Source organism: Aggregatibacter sp. HMT-949 (genome assembly GCF_041734645.1).
Taxonomy (GTDB): Bacteria; Pseudomonadota; Gammaproteobacteria; order Enterobacterales; family Pasteurellaceae; genus Rodentibacter.
In genome coordinates this window covers 1,734,823-1,755,028 of record NZ_CP162010.1, presented here as the reverse complement: position 1 = coordinate 1,755,028, position 20,206 = coordinate 1,734,823, and the positions used below count along the sequence as shown (strand labels likewise).

The 20,206-nt window shown below is 44.2% G+C and carries 21 protein-coding genes, 2 tRNA genes and 3 rRNA genes; 18 read left to right on the top strand and 8 right to left on the bottom strand.

Going from position 1 to position 20,206, the window contains the following annotated elements; translation table 11 throughout:
* Window positions 1–80: 80 nt before the first annotated feature.
* The 5 genes from AB3F25_RS08330 to AB3F25_RS08310 form a co-directional block, all read right to left on the bottom strand.
* Window positions 81–356 (bottom strand): hypothetical protein, encoded by a 276-nt coding sequence (locus AB3F25_RS08330; RefSeq protein ID WP_373603362.1) that lies wholly within the window; start codon window positions 354–356, stop codon window positions 81–83.
* Between the two features lie 115 nt (window positions 357–471).
* Window positions 472–1,386, bottom strand: a complete 915-nt coding sequence (locus tag AB3F25_RS08325) for a siderophore ABC transporter substrate-binding protein (protein ID WP_373603361.1) — start codon at window positions 1,384–1,386, stop codon at window positions 472–474.
* Entirely contained in the window at window positions 1,386–2,162 is a 777-nt protein-coding gene (locus AB3F25_RS08320; RefSeq protein ID WP_373603360.1) for an ABC transporter ATP-binding protein, read from the bottom strand. The genes AB3F25_RS08325 and AB3F25_RS08320 overlap by 1 nt, the downstream gene beginning before the upstream one ends.
* Window positions 2,153–3,112 (bottom strand): iron chelate uptake ABC transporter family permease subunit, encoded by a 960-nt coding sequence (locus tag AB3F25_RS08315; RefSeq protein WP_373603359.1) that lies wholly within the window; start codon window positions 3,110–3,112, stop codon window positions 2,153–2,155. Before AB3F25_RS08315 ends, AB3F25_RS08320 begins: the two co-directional genes overlap by 10 nt.
* Window positions 3,105–4,058, bottom strand: coding sequence for an ABC transporter permease (locus tag AB3F25_RS08310; RefSeq protein WP_373603358.1), 954 nt, complete (start codon window positions 4,056–4,058; stop codon window positions 3,105–3,107). The genes AB3F25_RS08315 and AB3F25_RS08310 overlap by 8 nt, the downstream gene beginning before the upstream one ends.
* Before the next feature lie 190 nt (window positions 4,059–4,248).
* On the opposite strand from AB3F25_RS08310, the gene gorA reads away from it, so the two are divergent.
* The 12 genes from gorA (at window position 4,249) to rpsQ (ending at window position 11,009) form a co-directional block, all read left to right on the top strand.
* Window positions 4,249–5,622, top strand: a complete 1,374-nt coding sequence (gorA, locus tag AB3F25_RS08305) for a glutathione-disulfide reductase (RefSeq protein ID WP_373603357.1) — start codon at window positions 4,249–4,251, stop codon at window positions 5,620–5,622.
* Between the two features lie 438 nt (window positions 5,623–6,060).
* The gene (rpsJ, locus tag AB3F25_RS08300) at window positions 6,061–6,372 is read left to right on the top strand and encodes a 30S ribosomal protein S10 (RefSeq protein WP_001181005.1); all 312 of its coding nucleotides are present in this window, start codon (window positions 6,061–6,063) and stop codon (window positions 6,370–6,372) included.
* Window positions 6,373–6,388: 16 nt separating this feature from the next.
* Entirely contained in the window at window positions 6,389–7,015 is a 627-nt protein-coding gene (rplC, locus tag AB3F25_RS08295) for a 50S ribosomal protein L3 (protein ID WP_314117121.1), read from the top strand.
* Between the two features lie 15 nt (window positions 7,016–7,030).
* Window positions 7,031–7,633 carry a 50S ribosomal protein L4 gene (rplD, locus tag AB3F25_RS08290; RefSeq protein WP_373603356.1) on the top strand — a complete coding sequence of 201 codons (603 nt, stop codon included), beginning with the start codon at window positions 7,031–7,033 and terminating at the stop codon, window positions 7,631–7,633.
* The gene (gene rplW, locus AB3F25_RS08285; protein WP_005632756.1) at window positions 7,630–7,929 is read left to right on the top strand and encodes a 50S ribosomal protein L23; all 300 of its coding nucleotides are present in this window, start codon (window positions 7,630–7,632) and stop codon (window positions 7,927–7,929) included. Before rplD ends, rplW begins: the two co-directional genes overlap by 4 nt.
* 17 nt (window positions 7,930–7,946) lie before the next feature.
* Entirely contained in the window at window positions 7,947–8,768 is an 822-nt protein-coding gene (rplB, locus tag AB3F25_RS08280) for a 50S ribosomal protein L2 (protein ID WP_373603355.1), read from the top strand.
* A gap of 24 nt (window positions 8,769–8,792) precedes the next feature.
* Window positions 8,793–9,068 (top strand): 30S ribosomal protein S19, encoded by a 276-nt coding sequence (gene rpsS, locus AB3F25_RS08275; RefSeq protein WP_005539416.1) that lies wholly within the window; start codon window positions 8,793–8,795, stop codon window positions 9,066–9,068.
* 11 nt (window positions 9,069–9,079) lie between these two features.
* Window positions 9,080–9,412 (top strand): 50S ribosomal protein L22, encoded by a 333-nt coding sequence (gene rplV, locus AB3F25_RS08270; RefSeq protein ID WP_114892932.1) that lies wholly within the window; start codon window positions 9,080–9,082, stop codon window positions 9,410–9,412.
* A gap of 17 nt (window positions 9,413–9,429) precedes the next feature.
* Window positions 9,430–10,137, top strand: coding sequence for a 30S ribosomal protein S3 (rpsC, locus tag AB3F25_RS08265; protein ID WP_373603354.1), 708 nt, complete (start codon window positions 9,430–9,432; stop codon window positions 10,135–10,137).
* A 13-nt stretch (window positions 10,138–10,150) separates the two neighbouring features.
* A complete protein-coding gene (gene rplP / locus AB3F25_RS08260) occupies window positions 10,151–10,561 on the top strand; it encodes a 50S ribosomal protein L16 (protein WP_005625890.1) in 411 nt (136 codons plus the stop codon).
* A complete protein-coding gene (gene rpmC / locus AB3F25_RS08255) occupies window positions 10,561–10,752 on the top strand; it encodes a 50S ribosomal protein L29 (RefSeq protein WP_018356233.1) in 192 nt (63 codons plus the stop codon). Before rplP ends, rpmC begins: the two co-directional genes overlap by 1 nt.
* Window positions 10,752–11,009, top strand: a complete 258-nt coding sequence (gene rpsQ, locus AB3F25_RS08250) for a 30S ribosomal protein S17 (protein ID WP_179225080.1) — start codon at window positions 10,752–10,754, stop codon at window positions 11,007–11,009. The genes rpmC and rpsQ overlap by 1 nt, the downstream gene beginning before the upstream one ends.
* Window positions 11,010–11,207: 198 nt before the next feature.
* On the opposite strand, the gene AB3F25_RS08245 is transcribed toward rpsQ, so the two are convergent.
* The 3 genes from AB3F25_RS08245 to metN are packed head-to-tail and all read right to left on the bottom strand — an operon-like array spanning window position 11,208 to window position 13,784.
* Complete coding sequence (locus AB3F25_RS08245) at window positions 11,208–12,032, bottom strand: MetQ/NlpA family lipoprotein (RefSeq protein WP_373603353.1); 825 nt, start codon at window positions 12,030–12,032, stop codon at window positions 11,208–11,210.
* 35 nt (window positions 12,033–12,067) lie between these two features.
* Window positions 12,068–12,757 (bottom strand): methionine ABC transporter permease, encoded by a 690-nt coding sequence (locus AB3F25_RS08240; RefSeq protein WP_373603352.1) that lies wholly within the window; start codon window positions 12,755–12,757, stop codon window positions 12,068–12,070.
* Window positions 12,747–13,784: a methionine ABC transporter ATP-binding protein MetN gene (gene metN, locus AB3F25_RS08235; protein WP_373603351.1), complete on the bottom strand. Its 1,038-nt coding sequence runs from the start codon at window positions 13,782–13,784 to the stop codon at window positions 12,747–12,749. The genes AB3F25_RS08240 and metN overlap by 11 nt, the downstream gene beginning before the upstream one ends.
* Window positions 13,785–13,959: 175 nt before the next feature.
* On the opposite strand from metN, the gene gmhB reads away from it, so the two are divergent.
* From gmhB to rrf, 6 genes are all read left to right on the top strand, one after another.
* The gene (gene gmhB / locus AB3F25_RS08230; protein ID WP_373604356.1) at window positions 13,960–14,541 is read left to right on the top strand and encodes a D-glycero-beta-D-manno-heptose 1,7-bisphosphate 7-phosphatase; all 582 of its coding nucleotides are present in this window, start codon (window positions 13,960–13,962) and stop codon (window positions 14,539–14,541) included.
* A gap of 324 nt (window positions 14,542–14,865) precedes the next feature.
* Window positions 14,866–16,406: ribosomal RNA gene (locus AB3F25_RS08225) — 16S ribosomal RNA — on the top strand.
* A 77-nt stretch (window positions 16,407–16,483) separates the two neighbouring features.
* Window positions 16,484–16,560: transfer RNA gene (locus AB3F25_RS08220), tRNA-Ile, on the top strand.
* A 43-nt stretch (window positions 16,561–16,603) separates the two neighbouring features.
* Window positions 16,604–16,679, top strand: a tRNA-Ala gene (locus tag AB3F25_RS08215).
* Window positions 16,680–16,955: 276 nt separating this feature from the next.
* A 23S ribosomal RNA gene (locus tag AB3F25_RS08210) occupies window positions 16,956–19,852 on the top strand.
* Between the two features lie 187 nt (window positions 19,853–20,039).
* Window positions 20,040–20,155 (top strand): 5S ribosomal RNA (gene rrf, locus AB3F25_RS08205).
* The 16S, 23S and 5S rRNA genes sit together here with 2 tRNA genes alongside, the layout of an rRNA operon.
* The last annotated feature ends 51 nt before the right edge of the window (window positions 20,156–20,206 follow it).

The window sequence follows — 20,206 nt, the reverse complement described above, 5'->3', positions numbered from 1 at the left end:
CAGTTAAACACTGACCGTTTTTTTTATGCTATATACTGCTCCAATGCGGTGCTATTTTGGCACTTCAATGCGGTGTTATTTTAGCACTTCAATGCGGTGCTATTTCGGCACTTCAATGCGGTGCTATTTGGGCACTTCAATGCGGTGTTATTTTGACACTTCAATGCGGTGCTATTTTGGTACTTCAATGCGGTGCTATTTTGACACCTCAATGCGGTGCTATTTTGACACTTCAATGCGGTGCTATTTTGGTACTTCAATGCGGTGTTATTTTGGTACTTCAATGCGGTGCTGTTTTGGCACCTCAATGCGGTGCTATTTTGGCACTTCAATGCGGTGTTATATTGATACTTCAATGTGGTGTTATTACTAAAATGTGGTCAAAATTGACCGTGTTCGCCATGTTCACGGATAAAAGGCATAAAAAAAGTGGGCCGTTAAATCCCACTTTTTTCGTTTTCAGGTGTGAAATTATTTCACTGCGTTGTCCAATTCGGCAGCGATAATTTCCATAGATTCCAAGCCGCCGAAAGCAAGGTACCAATTGGCAGCGTCTAAGTAAACGATGTGTTTATTTTTAAAGGCTTTAGTTTGTTTGATGATGTCGTTATCCAATACGGTTTGTGCATTGTTTACTTTGTCGGTTACTGCTGCGGTGCGATCCACTACGAATAAATAGTCCGGATTTTTGTCCAGAATATATTCGAAACTGACGCTCATACCGTGCGTGGAGGATTTGATGTTCGGATCCGCCGGTTTAAAACCGAATTTTTGATAAACCATACCGTAACGGGAGCCATCGCCAAAGGCGCTGATTTTACTTTCGTTTACCAGCACCAGTAATGCGGTGCGATTTTTAGCGTCCTTTGCCACTTGCTCGACTTTTTTGCTCAAGGCAGCGAGTTTTTCATCGGCGATATTTTGTTTGCTAAAGATTTTACCTAAGGCTTTAACATTTTCTTCGAAACTTGGGTAGTAATTTGCATAGTCGTTTTGAACGTAAAACACCGGTGCGATTTCTTTTAGTTTCTCTAATAATTTTTGTTGGCGCGGCGCGGCGATAATCAAGTCTGGATTGAGCTCGTTGATTTGCTCGAAAGCAGGTTCCGGTAACGAGCCGACGTTTTGGAATTTGTCTTGCGCAAATTCGGCCAAATAGCTTGGAATATGACCGGATTTTGGAAACCCGACGATTTTGTCTTTTTCGCCTAATGCGCGCAAGGTATCCGCCACCCCAAAATCCAAGACGACAACTTTTTGCGGATTTTGCGGCACGCTTTGTTCGCCGGCAAAATTTTTCACAGTGATATTTTGAGCGTTCGCGATGCCGGCGGCGAAAGCGAGCGTGAGTATGCTCAGTTTTTTTAGTGTTTTTAAGGATTTCATTATTTCTCCTGGTTTGATTTAAAGTAAATGGCGATTTTTTGTCGATTGATTTCTTGAATTGGGATCGGCATGTCGTAGATCGCTTGCAACACCTCTTCGCGCATTATTTCGTCCACGTTTCCTTGTGCCACCAATTCGCCTTGTTTCATGGCGATAATATAGTCGGAATAACAAGAGGCAAAATTGATATCGTGAATCACAATCACGACGGTTTTGTTCAGTTCTGTCACCAGTTTGCGTAGCACTTGCATAATTTGCACGGAATGTTTCATATCCAAGTTATTAAGCGGTTCGTCCAGCAAAATATAATCCGTATCTTGGGCTAAGGTCATGGCAATATAAGCGCGTTGGCGCTGACCGCCACTTAAATTATCAATATATTGTTGGCGAATAGCACCTAAATCCATGTAATTGATGGCGTTGTCAATGAACGTACGATCGGTTTCGGTGAGGTTGCCTTTGCTGTAAGGAAAGCGGCCGAAGGCCACCAATTCTTCAACGGTAATGCGTAAATTGATGTGATTGGATTGTTTCAGAATCGCTAATTGGCGTGCGATGTCTGAACTTTTTTGGTCGTGCAAACGCCGTTGATTTAAATATACGTCGCCACTGTCGGCGGAAAGCAAGCGGCTGATAATCGCTAACACGGTACTTTTGCCGGCGCCATTTGGACCGATAAATGAAGTGATTTTACCGGTCGGGATGGTTAACGACAGATCATGCACTACTTTTTTGCCGCTGTAGGATTTGTGAAGATTTCGGATTTCTATTGCCATTTTTTATTTGCCCGCAATAACAGAGAAAGAAAATAGACGCCGCCGACAAAATTAATAATAACGCTTAGCGGCGTGCTGAAAGTGAAAACTTGAGATAACAAGAATTGTCCGCCAAGCAAGGTGAACACAGCAAGTAACATGGCGGCGGGAATTAGAATTTTGTGGCGATAATCGCGCATAAATTCAAAAGTGACGTTCATCACCAACAGGCCCAAAAAGGTCAAGGGACCAACCAATGCGGTGGAGACCGAGGTTAAAACGGCAACGATAATCAGCAATTTTTTAATGATTGACGAGTAATCAACACCAAGATTAATCGCTTGTTCGCGTCCAAGAGCGAGCACGTCCAAATACTTCCAATAGCGTAGGCTGACTAGAATGGCGATGAATAAAATTGCTAAAGCCAGCCATAAAATCGCGGTATTAATGCGATTAAAACTGGCGAAACCGATATCTTGTGAAATTTGGAATTCGTTCGGATCGATTAATACTTCCATGAACGTGGTGAGACTACCGAAAAAGGTACCGAAAACGATCCCGATTAACAGTAAAAAGAAAATATTCGGCGATTCTTTTTTAAAGAGAAAATGGTAGAGCGCCAGCATAAATAAAACCATGCAGCCGGTACTGCCGAGAAATAAAACGATCGGATGAATCGAAAGTAATGTATTGGAACCGAATAAAAATAAAATACCGGTTTGGATTAATAAATACAGTGAATCTAACCCTAGAATACTCGGCGTGAGAATGCGGTTGTTGACCACGGTTTGAAAAATCATGGTGGCGAGAGCGATTGCGATGCCGGTAATAATGATGGCACTAACGGCAAGGGCGCGGTTGTACAGCGCATATTGCCAGCGATTCGGTAGATTATAAGCAAGGTATAAGCAGACGGCGAGAGCGGCCAAAAGGCTTAGTACCGCAAGACGAAAAAAGGAAGACTTAGCCATGACGATACCGTTTCAGTAAGAAATACAAGAAAATACCGCTACCCATCACGCCGAGCACCGCATTGATGGAAATTTCGTAAGGATAAATCAAGCTACGTCCTAAAACGTCGCAAAAAAGTACGAATACGGCACCGAGCAGTGCGGTATGGGAAAGGATTTTTTTTAGGTTATCACCTAAATAAAGGGTCACGATATTCGGCACGATCAAACCCAAAAACGGAATCACGCCGACGGAAACGATCACAATGGAAGAAACGCTCGCGACGATAATTAGACCGAGATAGAGCACTTGGTTGTAATTCAGTCCGAGATTGACGGCAAAATCTTTCCCCATGCCAACAATAGAAAAACGATTGGCAAATAAATAGGCGATGATCAGTAGCGGTAAACTGAAATAAAGTAATTCATAGCGACCGGACATTACTAAGGAAAAATCGCCTTGGAGCCAGCCGGAAAGATTTTGTAGTAAGTCTTTTTGGTAAGCGATGAAGGCAGTGACAGCACTGATAATGTTACCGAACATCATTCCGACCAACGGTACGAAAATGGTATCTTTGAATTTCAAGCGCGACAAAATTGTCATAAACATCAGCGTGCCGAGAAACGACACGATGATGGCAACGGTCGTTTTTAATAACATCGATGCGCCGGGAAAAAATAAAATAGCTAAAAGAATGCCTAAACGAGCGCTGTCCATGGTTCCGGCGGTGGTGGGGGAGACGAAACGATTACGACTCAATTGCTGCATCACTAAACCGCAAATGCTTAACGATGCACCGGCAATTAAAATACTAATTAAGCGAGGGAGGCGGCTATCTAGGAGGATTTGCCATTGATTGGCATCAAAATTCAATAGACCTCGTAAATTTACAGTACTGACGCCAAGAAAAAGGGAAATAAAAGAAAATAGAAATAATAGAAAAACCAGATACCGTCTTTTGTACATTGCATTAAATGATAATAATTCGTAACAGCGGAAGGATAGCATACCGAGAATAGGAAGGAAAAGAGAAATTTGCTAAGTAAGCTGAAATGAGGCGAATATAGACGATTCCAATTACAATGATTTATAGCTTTATACTTTTAATTTCGGCAGAATACCGAAAATTTTACCTTCCTAAAAGGAGATATATATTATGACAAAACACTATGATTATATTGCAATCGGCGGCGGTAGCGGCGGTATCGCTTCTATCAACCGGGCGGCAAGTTACGGCAAAAAATGCGCCATTATTGAAGCGAAATATTTAGGTGGGACTTGCGTAAACGTCGGTTGTGTGCCGAAAAAGGTTATGTTTTACGGTGCTCAAATCGCCGAGGCTCTCAATCGCTACGCACCGGATTATGGTTTTGACGTGGAGATGAAAAAATTCGATTTCGGCAAATTGATTGAAAGCCGTCAGGCGTATATTGATCGCATTCACGCATCTTACAATAATGTTTTGGCGAAGAATAACGTGGATGTGCTTAGCGGTTTTGGTAAATTTGTTGATGCGCATACTATTGAGGTAACTTTCGCAGACGGTTCAAGCGAGCGCGTTACTGCGGATCATATTTTAATCGCCACGGGCGGTCGTCCGTTCCGTCCGCACTCGGTGAAAGGACAAGAGTACGGTATTGATTCCGACGGTTTTTTTGCGCTCACCGAATTGCCGAAGCGCGTGGCGATTATCGGCGCGGGTTATATTGCGGTGGAAATCGCCGGCGTATTGAACAGCTTGGGTTCTGAAACGCATTTAGTCGTGCGTCACCATGCGCCGATGCGTAATCAAGATCCGTTAATCGTAGATACATTGCTGGAAACCTTGGAACAAGACGGCATTATTTTGCATAAGCACACGACAATCCAAGAAATTGTAAAAAATAACGATGGCTCGCTCACCGCGGAATTCGGCCATGAGGGTAGCGTCACCGTCGATTGCGTGATTTGGGCAGCAGGACGTGAGCCGGCAACGGATAACCTTGGTTTGCAAAATGCCGGCGTAGAAACGAACGAACGTGGCTATATAAAAGTGGATAAATATCAAAACACCAATGTGAAAGGCATTTATGCGGTGGGCGATATTATCGAAGGCGGTATTGAATTAACGCCGGTTGCGGTGGCTGCGGGACGTCGTTTATCGGAACGTTTATTTAATAACAAACCGAACGAACATTTGGATTATAACTTGGTGCCGAGCGTGGTATTTAGTCATCCGCCAATCGGCACCTTAGGGTTAACTGAGCCGCAGGCTGTCGAACAATACGGCGAAGAAAACGTGAAAGTGTATAAATCGTCGTTCACCCCGATGTATTCCGCCGTGACACAACATCGTCAACCTTGCCGCATGAAATTAGTGTGCGTGGGTAAAGATGAAAAAATCGTCGGATTGCACGGTATAGGTTATGGCGTGGACGAAATGATCCAAGGTTTTGCAGTGGCCGTTAAAATGGGCGCGACCAAAGCCGATTTCGATAATACTGTCGCCATTCATCCGACCGGTTCGGAAGAATTTGTCACCATGCGCTAGCCTTTAAGATTAAAGAGGCGGATTGATTCGCCTCTTGAAGTCGGGTTTCATACTGTCTGGGAGGTAGCCGGTAAGATGCATTTTCAATGCGGTGCTATTTCGCCACTGCGATGAGATTTATCGGAAAATTCGGTAAAGCCTAGGAATTTCAACGGATAAATTTCTCTTGTAATATGCGGTAAATTGCGCGTTTTTTATTTTATTCGCATAAATTTCTTGCAAAGTTCCCGGCTTTTGTGTAGTATTCACCCGCTTTTGGTATGAGAGCCGTTTAATGTAATCATTTATTAAACGAGCGTAACAATTAGGTTACGTTGAACAATGTTTCCGATTTGGGGACTCTATAACAGGTAACTTGCACCTCCTTTTCTATTTTGAAGTTAGAACTGTGATGGTGTTAGTTTTTTTATTAGCTAAATTTATTGGAGCTCTGGTCTAATGCAGAACCAAAGAATCCGTATCCGCTTAAAAGCGTTCGATCACCGTTTGATCGATCAATCTACGGCGGAGATCGTAGAAACAGCTAAACGTACTGGCGCGCAAGTTCGTGGTCCGATTCCTTTGCCTACTCGTAAAGAGCGTTTCACCGTGTTGATTTCTCCGCACGTGAATAAGGATGCGCGTGACCAATACGAAATTCGTACTCACAAACGTTTAGTAGATATCGTAGAGCCAACAGAAAAAACTGTTGATGCATTAATGCGTTTAGATTTGGCTGCCGGCGTTGACGTGCAGATCAGCCTAGGTTAATTAAGAGGTTATTACAATGATTGGTTTAGTCGGTCGTAAAGTCGGTATGACCCGTATCTTCAATGAAGACGGCGTGTCAGTACCGGTTACTGTTATCGAAATTGAAGCCAACCGCGTAACTCAAGTTAAAACTCTTGAAAACGATGGCTATACTGCAGTCCAAGTTACTACCGGTTCTAAAAAAGCGAATCGTGTAACTAAACCGGAAGCAGGCCATTTCGTGAAAGCAGGTGTTGAAGCTGGTCGCGGTTTATGGGAATTTCGTACTGAAGGTGAAGAATTCACTTTAGGTCAAGAAATTAACGTTGACATCTTTGCAGATGTTAAAAAAGTTGATGTTACCGGTACTTCTAAAGGTAAAGGTTTCCAAGGTGGCGTTAAACGTTGGAACTTCCGTACTCAAGATGCTACCCACGGTAACTCTTTATCACATCGTGTTCTCGGTTCTATTGGTCAAAACCAAACTCCGGGTCGTGTGTTTAAAGGTAAAAAAATGGCAGGACATTTAGGTGCGGAACGCGTAACCGTTCAATCACTTGAAGTTGTTCGTGTAGATGCTGAGCGTAAATTGCTATTAGTTAAAGGTGCCGTTCCAGGTGCTACCGGTAGTGATGTTATCGTTAAGCCAGCAGTTAAAGCATAAGTCTAGGAGATAGAGATGGAATTACAAGTTGTAGGTGCAAATGCACTAACTGTATCTGAAACTACCTTCGGACGTGAGTTTAACGAAGCATTGATCCACCAGGTTGTTGTTGCTTATGCGGCAGGTGCGCGTCAAGGTACTCGTGCGCAAAAAACTCGTGCTGAAGTGTCTGGTTCGGGTAAAAAACCTTGGCGTCAAAAAGGTACAGGTCGAGCTCGTTCCGGTGATATTAAATCGCCAATTTGGCGTTCTGGTGGTACAACCTTTGCGGCTAAACCACAAGATCACAGCCAAAAAGTGAATAAGAAAATGTACCGCGGTGCTATCAAAAGCATTCTTTCCGAATTAGTTCGTCAAGAGCGTTTGGTTGTTGTTGAAAAATTCGAAATTGATACACCAAAAACCAAAGTTTTAGTACAAAAATTAAAAGATTTAGCAGTTGAAGATGCGTTAATTATCACAGCAAGCTTAGATGAAAATCTATTCTTAGCTGCACGTAACTTATATAAAGTTGACGTACGTGATGTGCAAGGTATCGATCCGGTGAGCTTAATCGCTTTCGATAAAGTGATCGTTACTGTTGATGCTGTGAAACAAATTGAGGAGATCTTAGCATGAGTCAAGAACGTTTGCTGAGCGTGCTTCGTGCACCGCACATCTCTGAAAAAGCAACTAACAATGCTGAAAAATCTAACACTGTTGTACTTAAAGTTGCTTTAGATGCAAATAAAGCTGAAATTGCTGCTGCGGTTGCTCAATTATTTGAAGTAAAAGTTGACTCAGTGCGTACTGTGGTTGTGAAAGGTAAAACTAAACGCCGTGGTAACAAAATGGGTCGCCGTAGCGACTGGAAAAAAGCTTATGTAACTTTAGCCGAAGGCCAAAACTTGGACTTCGTGGACAGTGCAGAGTAATCGGAGGAAAATAGAGAATGGCTATCGTTAAATGTAAGCCGACCTCCGCTGGTCGTCGTCACGTTGTTAAAATCGTGAACCCTGAATTACACAAGGGTAAACCTTACGCACCACTTCTAGATAGTAAATCTAAAACCGGTGGTCGTAACAACTATGGTCGTATTACTACTCGTCACATCGGTGGTGGTCACAAACAGCACTATCGTTTAATTGATTTTAAACGTAATAAGTTAGACATTCCGGGTGTTGTTGAGCGTTTAGAATATGATCCGAATCGTTCTGCTAACATCGCGTTGGTGCTTTATAAAGACGGTGAACGCCGTTACATCTTAGCGCCTAAAGGTTTGTCGGTGGGGGATCAAATCCAAGCTGGTGTAAACTCACCAATTAAGGTGGGTAACGCGTTACCTATGCGTAACATTCCGGTTGGTTCTACCGTGCACAACGTTGAATTAAAACCGGGTAAAGGCGGTCAAATCGCTCGTTCTGCCGGTGCATATGTACAAATTATCGCGCGTGAAGGCAACTATGTTACTTTACGTTTACGTTCAGGTGAAATGCGTAAAGTATTGGCGGAATGTGTTGCGACAATTGGTGAAGTCGGTAACTCAGAACATATGCTTCGCGTATTGGGTAAAGCTGGTGCTAATCGCTGGAGAGGCGTTCGTCCTACAGTTCGTGGTACTGCAATGAACCCAGTAGATCACCCACACGGTGGTGGTGAAGGTCGTAACTTTGGTAAACACCCAGTAACTCCTTGGGGCGTTCAAACTAAAGGTAAGAAAACTCGTCACAACAAACGTACTGATAAATATATCGTACGTCGTCGTGGCAAATAATAGATTTAATTAAGAGGATTAACCATGCCACGTTCTCTCAAGAAGGGTCCTTTCCTTGACCTACACTTGTTGAAGAAGGTAGAGAAGGCGGTGGAAAGCGGGGATAAAAAACCAATTAAAACTTGGTCCCGTCGTTCAATGATCATTCCATCAATGATCGGATTGACCATCGCAGTCCATAATGGTCGTCAGCACGTTCCTGTTTATGTATCTGATGAAATGATCGGCCATAAATTAGGTGAATTTGCACCGACTCGTACGTACCGCGGTCACGCGGCAGATAAGAAAGCTAAGAAATAAGAGGTAAAGAGATGGAAACTATTGCAAAACATCGTTACGCTCGCACTTCTGCCCAAAAAGCTCGCTTAGTTGCCGATTTGATTCGTGGTAAAAAAGTAGCACAAGCATTAGAAATTTTAACTTTCACTAACAAAAAAGCAGCGACTTTAGTGAAGAAAGTTTTAGAGTCAGCTATTGCTAATGCAGAGCATAATGACGGTGCAGATATCGATGATCTTAAAGTTGCTAAAATCTTCGTTGACGAAGGTCCGAGCATGAAGCGTGTTATGCCACGTGCTAAAGGTCGTGCAGATCGTATTTTAAAACGTACTAGCCACATTACTGTGGTTGTGTCGGATCGTTAATAAGTAGAGGAATAGCAATGGGTCAAAAAGTACATCCACATGGTATTCGCTTAGGTATTGTTAAACCTTGGAGCTCTACTTGGTTCGCGAATACACAAGACTTCGCCGACAATCTTGAAGGCGATTTCAAAGTGCGCAAATTCTTAAATAAAGAATTAGCAAATGCTTCGGTTTCACGTATTACTATTGAGCGTCCGGCTAAAAGTATTCGTGTTACCATTCATACGGCTCGCCCCGGTATCGTAATTGGTAAAAAAGGCGAAGATGTTGAAAAATTGCGTAACGCGGTGTCTAAAATTGCCGGTGTTCCTGCTCAAATCAACATCGCTGAAGTGAAAAAACCTGAATTAGATGCCAAATTAGTTGCTGATGGTATCGCTTCTCAATTAGAGCGTCGCGTAATGTTTCGTCGCGCAATGAAACGTGCGGTGCAAAGCGCAATGCGTTTAGGTGCCAAAGGTATCAAAGTTGAAGTTAGCGGTCGTTTAGGTGGTGCGGAAATCGCACGTTCAGAATGGTATCGTGAAGGTCGAGTACCTCTCCATACTCTTCGTGCGGACATTGATTATAACACTGCAGAAGCTCACACTACTTACGGCGTGATTGGCGTGAAAGTGTGGATCTTCAAAGGTGAAATTCTTGGTGGAATGGCTGCCGTTGCGCAATCAGAACAACAACCTGCCGACAAGCCTAAAAAGGCGCCACGCGGTAAAGGTCGTAAGTAAGGAGAAACGCTAAATGTTGCAACCAAAACGTACAAAATTCCGTAAAGTTCACAAAGGCCGTAACCGTGGTATTGCAGGCGGTACGGAAGTTAGCTTCGGTACTTACGGTTTAAAAGCAGTCGGTCGTTGTCGTTTAACCGCTCGTCAAATCGAAGCAGCACGTCGTGCAATGTCACGTGCAGTAAAACGTCAAGGTAAAATCTGGATCCGTGTGTTCCCAGATAAACCGATCACTGAAAAACCATTAGAAGTCCGTATGGGTAAAGGTAAAGGTAACGTTGAGTACTGGGTAGCCTTGATCCAACCGGGTAAAGTGCTTTATGAAATGGACGGTGTATCTGAAGAAGTGGCAAGAAACGCGTTTGCATTAGCAGCGGCGAAATTGCCAGTTAAAACCACTTTCGTAACTAAGACGGTGATGTAATGAAAGCTCAAGATTTACGTACAAAAAGTGTTGAAGAGCTGAATGCTGAATTGTTAAACCTTTTGGGAGAACAATTCAAGTTGCGTATGCAGACAGCCACCGGTCAGCTTCAACAAACCCATCAGGCTAAACAAGTGCGTCGTGATATTGCACGTGTGAAAACTGTATTAACCGAGAAGGCGGGTGAGTAATGACTGATAAAATTCGTAGCGTACAAGGTAAAGTTGTTAGCGACAAAATGGAAAAATCTTTCGTTGTTGCTATTGAACGTAAGGTAAAACACCCGTTATACGGTAAGTTTATCCGTCGTACAACCAAATTACATGTACACGATGAGAATAATGAAGCCAAAGTTGGTGATATTGTAGAGATCCGCGAATGTCGCCCTCTGTCGAAAACCAAATCTTGGACTTTAGTTCGCGTTGTTGAAAAAGCGGTTATCGCTTAATTAACGATGTAAAAATAAAAAGCCAATGGTTTATGCCGTTGGCTTTTTTTGTATCTATTCATCAGCACCGCATTGAAATCCTCTAGGTTACATTGAACTACCGTTTTGGCACCGCATTGGAAGCTATATTTGTCTTATCAAAATAAAAATCCCTTAGCCGTTAAGCCAAGGGATTGATTAAAAGAAAAAGGTGAGAAATTACCAACCTTTTACTACGCCGTCTTTAAAGTGTTTTTTGGCTTCATCGTACACTTCTTCGGTTTGGTAAGATTTCACAAAATCTTGTACCGCTTTGCTGTCTTTATTATCGGTACGCGCAACGATAATATTGACATAAGGGGAATCTTTATCTTCCACAAACACGCCGTTATCTTGCGCATTTAAACCCACTTGACCAGCATAAGTGTTATTCACTACGGCTAAATCAACATCATCTAATGCACGTGCAGCAACGGAAGTGTCCACTTCGGTGATATTTAAATTTTTCGGATTTTCAACAATGTCTAATACGGTTGAAAGTAGGTTGCTCGCATCTTTTAATTTAATCAAGCCTTGTTTTTCAAGAAGAATTAATGCACGGCCACGGTTTGTCGGATCGTTTGGAACCACGACTTTTGCACCGTCTTGTAATTCGCTGACATTTTTAATTTTTTTAGAATAGCCGGCTAACGGGTACACGAAAGTGTTACCTACAATCACCAAGTTGGTTAAGTTTTTCGCTTTTGTATCTTCATCTAAGTAAGGCTTGTGTTGCATTGCGTTGGCATCTAAATCTCCTTTAGAAACTGCTTCATTTGGTAATGCGTAGTCGTTGAATTCAACGAATTGAACGTCTAAACCGTATTTTTCTTTTGCGACTTTCGCTGCGATTTCAGCCACTTGGTGTTCTGGACCGGACATTACGCCCACTTTGATTTTAAGTGGTGTGGCGGCTGCCGCTTCAGGTTTTTTGTCTTCTTTACAGCCGGTTAAAATAAGGGCTGATGCGATCGCTGTCACAGTAAATAGGTGTTTTAATTTCATAGGTTTTCCTTTCTGTTAGTTAAGTTGTGTTTGAATTAACGATGATCCACTTTTTTCGCAAGTGTATCGCCGAGTTTTTGGCTAATCATCACGAATAGCACAATAATAATGGTCGCCACCCAAGTGACATAAGGCATATTACGGTATACGCCATAGTTAATAGCAAGACTACCTAAACCGCCGCCGCCTTGTGTGCCCGCCATCGCGGAGTAGCCGACTAAGGTCACGAGCGTCAGAGTAATGCCGTTAATGAGCGTTGGTAAGGCTTCCGGCAAATAGAATTTCCGTACGATTTGCCATTTTGTTGCGCCCATAGCTTGTGCAGCTTCGGTTAAACCGTTTGGAATTTCCATTAGTGCATTAGCGGTTAAACGCGCCACAAAAGGCATTGCACAAATGCTTAATGGAATAATCGCCGCAGTGGTTCCGAGCACGGTTCCCACGATAAAACGTGTTACAGGTAATAAAATTAATAACAAAATAATGAACGGAATTGAACGCCCAATATTAATAATTGTATTCAAGACAAAGTGTGTGCGGTTATTTTGCAGAATTTCATTTTTGCCGGTTAAGAATGTCCATACGCCCACAGGTAAGCCCACGATCACCGCAAGTAAGGTGGAGGCAAAACTAATATAAACGGTTTCATATGTTGCTGTTGCCACCACACTCCACATTTGAGGTGTTAATTGCTGGCTAAATGTTGCCCAGAAATCATTGAACATAACCGAGCACCTCCACGCGCACGTTGTTTTCCATTAAATAAACTTTGGCTTGTGTAATTGCGTCTTCACCGCCTTCCACTTCTGCAATGGTGTAACCGAATTTCACCCCGCCGGCATAATCAATTTGTGATGTCAGAATACTAAGTTCTACGCCAAATTTTTTTGAGGCTTGAGAAAGCAATGGTGCATCCACAGAACGGCCAGTAAATTCAAATTTGATAATAGGATAAGCTTTGCTGTGTTTTGGCGTATCAGTCAGGTTTTCTAAATATTCATCCGGTAAGCTGATATGGAAAGTGGAACGAATAAATTCTTGCGCAAGCTCGGTTTTCGGATTGGAGAAAATTTCGCCAACTGTACCTTGCTCTACTAAGCGACCTTGGTCGATCACCGCCACTTGATCACAAATTTGTTTTACCACTTCCATTTCATGGGTGATGAGCAAGATCGTGATGCCCAAAGTGCGGTTGATTTCTTTCAATAATTTTAAGATCGATTGTGTCGTCGCCGGATCAAGCGCGCTGGTCGCCTCATCGCATAATAAGACTTTTGGATCGCTCGCTAAAGCGCGGGCGATAGCTACACGCTGTTTTTGCCCGCCGGAAAGGTTGGTCGGATAGATATCTTGTTTATCGCTCAAGCCGACAAGGGATAAAAGTGCGGTCGTTTTTTCCTGAATTTTTGTTTTGGGCGTCCCTTCTAATTCTAACGGTAGTGCAACATTTTCAAATACTGTGCGCGAGCTTAGTAAATTGAAATGTTGAAAGATCATGCCGATTTGACGGCGAGCTTTCACTAATTCGCCTTCGGAAAGTTGGGTCAAATCGACACCATCAACGACTACGCTGCCGAAAGAAGGTTTTTCTAATAAATTTACACAACGGATTAAAGTACTTTTGCCCGCACCGGAGGCACCTATCACACCGCAAATTTGTCCCTTGGGTATAGACATCGATACATTGTCGAGTGCGGTCAATTTTTTATCCGGGAGCGTAAAGATTTTTGTAATATTGCTTAGCTTAATCATATAAGCCCTATTCTTGGTTAAAGTTTAAATAGCCTTTGTATTCTAGAGGTCTAGACTGCCGTGTCAACCGTTATTGTTCATCTTTTTAGATTGATCCGTTATGACTTATTATTGCCAATTAAAAGGATAATAGAGATAATTTCACACGTTATAAAACAAATTGAGAAACAATAAAATGAACAAGGCCATATTTTTAGATCGTGACGGAACAATAAATATTGATCATGGATACGTTCATCAAATTGATGATTTTGAGTTTATTGAAGGCAGCATTAATGCATTGAAAAAATTAAAAGAAATGGGGTATTTACTCGTCTTGGTAACAAATCAATCCGGCATTGCCCGAGGTTATTTTACGGAAGCGCAATTTTTACAGCTAACCGAATGGATGGATTGGTCATTGGCCGAACAAGGTGTTGATTTTGATGGAATTTATTATTGCCCCCATCATCCCGACGGAAAAGGGGAATTTAAAGAAGATTGCTCGTGTCGGAAGCCGAAACCGGGTATGTTGCTAGATGCCATGAAAGCGTTAAATATTGATCCGCAGCAATCAATTATGGTTGGCGATAAAATAGAGGACATTAAAGCCGGGATTAATGCGAAAGTGAAGATAAATGTATTAGTAAGAACAGGAAAACCGGTAACAAAAGAGGGAGAACGGTTAGCCAATGCGGTGCTGGATTCGATAGTCGATTTACCTGATGTGATAAAAGCTTTAGTGAGCAATAGTGATTGTGCATTCTTTAACCAATGAGATGAAAGAATCGCCAAATAATAAAAAAATCAAATTTTTTTGTAAAAAGTGCTTGCGTGAGGTTCGAAAATTCCTATAATACGCGGCACACAACGACGCATGGTTGTGAAATAGTCAAATTTACACATGCGTCGTTGTTTTTTGCTCTTTAACAACGAATCAGACAATCTGTGTGGGCACTTGTTGATTGACTTGTTTTAAAACTATTTTTAATTTTGAAGTCTTAATAGGTGCTAACTAGAAATTCATAAAACTTACTTTAAATTTAATTTATAAGTGAGAAGCGAAAACTTTTAGCAAGCAGTTTATTGAGCGATTAAACTTGAATTGAAGAGTTTGATCATGGCTCAGATTGAACGCTGGCGGCAGGCTTAACACATGCAAGTCGAACGGTAGCAGGTAAGTACTTGTACTTATGCTGACGAGTGGCGGACGGGTGAGTAATGTTTGGGAATCTAGCTTATGGAGGGGGATAACGACGGGAAACTGTCGCTAATACCGCGTAGAATCGGAAGATGAAAGTGTGGGACCGCAAGGCCACATGCCATAGGATGAGCCCAAGTGGGATTAGGTAGTTGGTAGGGTAAAGGCCTACCAAGCCTGCGATCTCTAGCTGGTCTGAGAGGATGGCCAGCCACACCGGGACTGAGACACGGCCCGGACTCCTACGGGAGGCAGCAGTGGGGAATATTGCGCAATGGGGGCAACCCTGACGCAGCCATGCCGCGTGAATGAAGAAGGCCTTCGGGTTGTAAAGTTCTTTCGGTGTTGAGGAAGGTTGTTGTGTAAATAGCGCAACAAATTGACGTTAAACACAGAAGAAGCACCGGCTAACTCCGTGCCAGCAGCCGCGGTAATACGGAGGGTGCGAGCGTTAATCGGAATAACTGGGCGTAAAGGGCACGCAGGCGGCTATTTAAGTGAGGTGTGAAAGCCCCGGGCTTAACCTGGGAATTGCATTTCAGACTGGGTAGCTAGAGTACTTTAGGGAGGGGTAGAATTCCACGTGTAGCGGTGAAATGCGTAGAGATGTGGAGGAATACCGAAGGCGAAGGCAGCCCCTTGGGAATGTACTGACGCTCATGTGCGAAAGCGTGGGGAGCAAACAGGATTAGATACCCTGGTAGTCCACGCTGTAAACGCTGTCGATTTGGGGGTTGGACTTTAAGTTTGGCGCCCGAAGCTAACGTGATAAATCGACCGCCTGGGGAGTACGGCCGCAAGGTTAAAACTCAAATGAATTGACGGGGGCCCGCACAAGCGGTGGAGCATGTGGTTTAATTCGATGCAACGCGAAGAACCTTACCTACTCTTGACATCCATGGAATCCTGTAGAGATACGGGAGTGCCTTCGGGAACCATGAGACAGGTGCTGCATGGCTGTCGTCAGCTCGTGTTGTGAAATGTTGGGTTAAGTCCCGCAACGAGCGCAACCCTTATCCTTTGTTGCCAGCGCGTAATGGTGGGAACTCAAAGGAGACTGCCGGTGACAAACCGGAGGAAGGTGGGGATGACGTCAAGTCATCATGGCCCTTACGAGTAGGGCTACACACGTGCTACAATGGCGTATACAGAGGGTAACGAAGCTGCGAGGTGGAGTGAATCTCAGAAAGTACGTCTAAGTCCGGATTGGAGTCTGCAACTCGACTCCATGAAGTCGGAATCGCTAGTAATCGCGAATCAGAATGTCGCGGTGAATACGTTCCCGGGCCTTGTACACACCGCCCGTCACACCATGGGAGTGGGTTGTACCAGAAGTAGATAGCTTAACCGCGAGGGGGGCGTTTACCACGGTATGATTCATGACTGGGGTGAAGTCGTAACAAGGTAACCGTAGGGGAACCTGCGGTTGGATCACCTCCTTACCAAAAATGAGCGACAGCGAGTGTTCACACAGATTGTCTGGTGTATTGTAGACAAATGAGCAGAAGAAACTACCCTTGGGTCTGTAGCTCAGGTGGTTAGAGCGCACCCCTGATAAGGGTGAGGTCGGTGGTTCAAGTCCACTCAGACCCACCACTCTGACGAGTGAGTGAAGTGGAAGCGGTAGTGATGATGAAATGGGGATATAGCTCAGCTGGGAGAGCGCCTGCCTTGCACGCAGGAGGTCAGCGGTTCGATCCCGCTTATCTCCACCAGTTATCATCGTTAAGTAAATTTTAAAATGTACTATAAGTTTCAAAATATAGTAAAAGTTTATTTAACGATAATAACTAAAAAATTTTATCAAACTGTTCTTTAAAAAATTGGAAACAAGCTAAAAACGAGAGATTTTCGAAAGAAAGTCTGAGTAAAACAAAATAACGACATGTTTTGTTAAAAACTCTGAATTGAACAAAAGCAATTTAAGAGTGTTAGTTGAATTAAAGATAGCTATTAAATGCAAATCGTAAGAAGAGCATTTGAGGTTGTATAGTTAAGCGACTAAGCGTACAAGGTGGATGCCTTGGCAATCAGAGGCGAAGAAGGACGTGCTAATCTGCGAAAAGCTTGGATGAGTTGATAAGAAGCGTTTAATCCAAGATATCCGAATGGGGCAACCCAGTGGGTGAAGAGCCCACTATCAACGAGTGAATACATAGCTTGTTGAGGCAAACCGGGAGAACTGAAACATCTAAGTACCCCGAGGAAAAGAAATCAACCGAGATTTCGTCAGTAGCGGCGAGCGAAAGCGAAGTAGCCTGTTAATGATAGCGACAGAGACAGAGGAATGTGCTGGGAAGCACAGCGACACAGGGTGATAGCCCCGTACTCGAAGTCCAGGTCGTGGTACTAAGTTAACGACAAGTAGGGCGGGACACGTGATATCCTGTTTGAAGAAGGGGGGACCATCCTCCAAGGCTAAATACTCCTGATTGACCGATAGTGAACCAGTACTGTGAAGGAAAGGCGAAAAGAACCCCGGTGAGGGGAGTGAAATAGAACCTGAAACCTTGTACGTACAAGCAGTGGGAGCCCGCAAGGGTGACTGCGTACCTTTTGTATAATGGGTCAGCGACTTATATTTTGTAGCGAGGTTAACTAAATCAGGGAGCCGAAGGGAAACCGAGTCTTAACTGGGCGAAGAGTTGCAAGGTATAGACCCGAAACCCGGTGATCTAGCCATGGGCAGGTTGAAGGTTGGGTAACACTAACTGGAGGACCGAACCGACTAATGTTGAAAAATTAGCGGATGACTTGTGGCTGGGGGTGAAAGGCCAATCAAACCGGGAGATAGCTGGTTCTCCCCGAAATCTATTTAGGTAGAGCCTTGAGCGGACACCTTCGGGGGTAGAGCACTGTTTCGGCTAGGGGGCCATCCCGGCTTACCAACCCGATGCAAACTACGAATACCGAAGAGTGATACTCAGGAGACACACGGCGGGTGCTAACGTTCGTCGTGGAGAGGGAAACAACCCAGACCGCCAGCTAAGGTCCCAAAGTCTATATTAAGTGGGAAACGAAGTGGGAAGGCTTAGACAGCTAGGATGTTGGCTTAGAAGCAGCCATCATTTAAAGAAAGCGTAATAGCTCACTAGTCGAGTCGGCCTGCGCGGAAGATGTAACGGGGCTCAAATATAGCACCGAAGCTGCGGCATCAGGCGAAAGTCTGTTGGGTAGGGGAGCGTTGTGTAAGCGGACGAAGGGAGTTCGAGAGGGCTGCTGGACGTATCACAAGTGCGAATGCTGACATAAGTAACGATAAAACGGGTGAAAAACCCGTTCGCCGGAAGACCAAGGGTTCCTGTCCAACGTTAATCGGGGCAGGGTGAGTCGGCCCCTAAGGCGAGGCTGAAAAGCGTAGTCGATGGGAAACGGGTTAATATTCCCGTACTTGGTAAAGCTGCGATGTGGGGACGGAGCAGGTTAGGTTAGCGTGCTGTTGGATATGCACGTTTAAGTTGGTAGGTGGGAAGTTTAGGCAAATCCGGACTTTCTTAACACTGAGAAATGATGACGAGGCCTCAAGGGGCTGAAGTAACTGATACCACACTTCCAGGAAAAGCCACTAAGCGAAAGGCTTTACTAAACCGTACTGAAAACCGACACAGGTGGTCAGGTAGAGAATACTCAGGCGCTTGAGAGAACTCGGGTGAAGGAACTAGGCAAAATAGCACCGTAACTTCGGGAGAAGGTGCGCCGGCGTAGATTGTAATCCCTTGCGGATGAAGGTTGAACCGGTCGAAGTGACCCGCTGGCTGCAACTGTTTATTAAAAACACAGCACTCTGCAAACACGAAAGTGGACGTATAGGGTGTGATGCCTGCCCGGTGCTGGAAGGTTAATTGATGGTGTTATCGAAAGAGAAGCACCTGATCGAAGCCCCAGTAAACGGCGGCCGTAACTATAACGGTCCTAAGGTAGCGAAATTCCTTGTCGGGTAAGTTCCGACCTGCACGAATGGCATAATGATGGCCAGGCTGTCTCCACCCGAGACTCAGTGAAATTGAAATTGCCGTGAAGATGCGGTGTACCCGCGGCTAGACGGAAAGACCCCGTGAACCTTTACTATAGCTTGACACTGAACATTGAATTTTGATGTGTAGGATAGGTGGGAGACTTTGAAGTCGTCACGCCAGTGATGATGGAGTCGACCTTGAAATACCACCCTTTAACGTTTGATGTTCTAACGAAGCGCCCGGAACGGGTGTTCGGACAGTGTCTGGTGGGTAGTTTGACTGGGGCGGTCTCCTCCCAAAGCGTAACGGAGGAGCACGAAGGTTTGCTAATGACGGTCGGACATCGTCAGGTTAGTGCAATGGTATAAGCAAGCTTAACTGCGAGACGGACAAGTCGAGCAGGTACGAAAGTAGGTCATAGTGATCCGGTGGTTCTGAATGGAAGGGCCATCGCTCAACGGATAAAAGGTACTCCGGGGATAACAGGCTGATACCGCCCAAGAGTTCATATCGACGGCGGTGTTTGGCACCTCGATGTCGGCTCATCACATCCTGGGGCTGAAGTAGGTCCCAAGGGTATGGCTGTTCGCCATTTAAAGTGGTACGCGAGCTGGGTTTAGAACGTCGTGAGACAGTTCGGTCCCTATCTGCCGTGGGCGTTGGAGAATTGATTGGGGCTGCTCCTAGTACGAGAGGACCGGAGTGGACGCATCACTGGTGTTCCGGTTGTGTCGCCAGACGCATAGCCGGGTAGCTACATGCGGAAGAGATAAGTGCTGAAAGCATCTAAGCACGAAACTTGCCAAGAGATGAGTTCTCCCACACATCAAGTGAGTAAGGGTTGTTTAAGACGAAGACGTAGATAGGCGCGGTGTGTAAGTGGTGTGAGCCATTGAGCTAACGCGTACTAATTGCCCGAGGGGCTTAACTATACAACGCTCAAATGTTTTTAAGAGAGCAGTGAAGCTAACGAAAAAAACGAAATAAAACAAAACAGAATAAAAGTTTAGCTTGTAGCCAATAAAAGTGCGCATAAAGCATAAAGACGACAAAGACAACAAAGACAAAGACGAAGAGGTAAAGCTAACGTCCAAGGTCTAAAGTCTAAAACCGAATAATCCTGGCGGCGATAGAGCGGTGGTCCCACCTGACCCCATACCGAACTCAGAAGTGAAACGCCGAAATGCCGATGGTAGTGTGGGGCTTCCCCATGTGAGAGTAGGGCACCGCCAGGTTTTTTTATTTCTTTAGTTTATTCAATGATGAGTAAATTTAAGAAATAGAAT

Bases quoted from the DNA above. Each gene is read 5' to 3' on its own strand.
- rpsJ (WP_001181005.1), top strand. From the start codon at position 6,061: ATGCAGAACCAAAGAATCCGTATCCGCTTAAAAGCGTTCGATCACCGT.
- metN (WP_373603351.1), bottom strand. From the start codon at position 13,784: ATGATTAAGCTAAGCAATATTACAAAAATCTTTACGCTCCCGGATAAA.
- rplD (WP_373603356.1), top strand. From the start codon at position 7,031: ATGGAATTACAAGTTGTAGGTGCAAATGCACTAACTGTATCTGAAACT.
- rplB (WP_373603355.1), top strand. From the start codon at position 7,947: ATGGCTATCGTTAAATGTAAGCCGACCTCCGCTGGTCGTCGTCACGTT.
- rplV (WP_114892932.1), top strand. From the start codon at position 9,080: ATGGAAACTATTGCAAAACATCGTTACGCTCGCACTTCTGCCCAAAAA.
- rpsS (WP_005539416.1), top strand. From the start codon at position 8,793: ATGCCACGTTCTCTCAAGAAGGGTCCTTTCCTTGACCTACACTTGTTG.
- gorA (WP_373603357.1), top strand. From the start codon at position 4,249: ATGACAAAACACTATGATTATATTGCAATCGGCGGCGGTAGCGGCGGT.
- rplP (WP_005625890.1), top strand. From the start codon at position 10,151: ATGTTGCAACCAAAACGTACAAAATTCCGTAAAGTTCACAAAGGCCGT.
- rpsC (WP_373603354.1), top strand. From the start codon at position 9,430: ATGGGTCAAAAAGTACATCCACATGGTATTCGCTTAGGTATTGTTAAA.
- AB3F25_RS08245 (WP_373603353.1), bottom strand. From the start codon at position 12,032: ATGAAATTAAAACACCTATTTACTGTGACAGCGATCGCATCAGCCCTT.
- AB3F25_RS08240 (WP_373603352.1), bottom strand. From the start codon at position 12,757: ATGTTCAATGATTTCTGGGCAACATTTAGCCAGCAATTAACACCTCAA.
- AB3F25_RS08320 (WP_373603360.1), bottom strand. From the start codon at position 2,162: ATGGCAATAGAAATCCGAAATCTTCACAAATCCTACAGCGGCAAAAAA.
- AB3F25_RS08325 (WP_373603361.1), bottom strand. From the start codon at position 1,386: ATGAAATCCTTAAAAACACTAAAAAAACTGAGCATACTCACGCTCGCT.
- AB3F25_RS08315 (WP_373603359.1), bottom strand. From the start codon at position 3,112: ATGGCTAAGTCTTCCTTTTTTCGTCTTGCGGTACTAAGCCTTTTGGCC.
- rpmC (WP_018356233.1), top strand. From the start codon at position 10,561: ATGAAAGCTCAAGATTTACGTACAAAAAGTGTTGAAGAGCTGAATGCT.
- rpsQ (WP_179225080.1), top strand. From the start codon at position 10,752: ATGACTGATAAAATTCGTAGCGTACAAGGTAAAGTTGTTAGCGACAAA.
- AB3F25_RS08310 (WP_373603358.1), bottom strand. From the start codon at position 4,058: ATGTACAAAAGACGGTATCTGGTTTTTCTATTATTTCTATTTTCTTTT.
- rplC (WP_314117121.1), top strand. From the start codon at position 6,389: ATGATTGGTTTAGTCGGTCGTAAAGTCGGTATGACCCGTATCTTCAAT.
- gmhB (WP_373604356.1), top strand. From the start codon at position 13,960: ATGAACAAGGCCATATTTTTAGATCGTGACGGAACAATAAATATTGAT.
- rplW (WP_005632756.1), top strand. From the start codon at position 7,630: ATGAGTCAAGAACGTTTGCTGAGCGTGCTTCGTGCACCGCACATCTCT.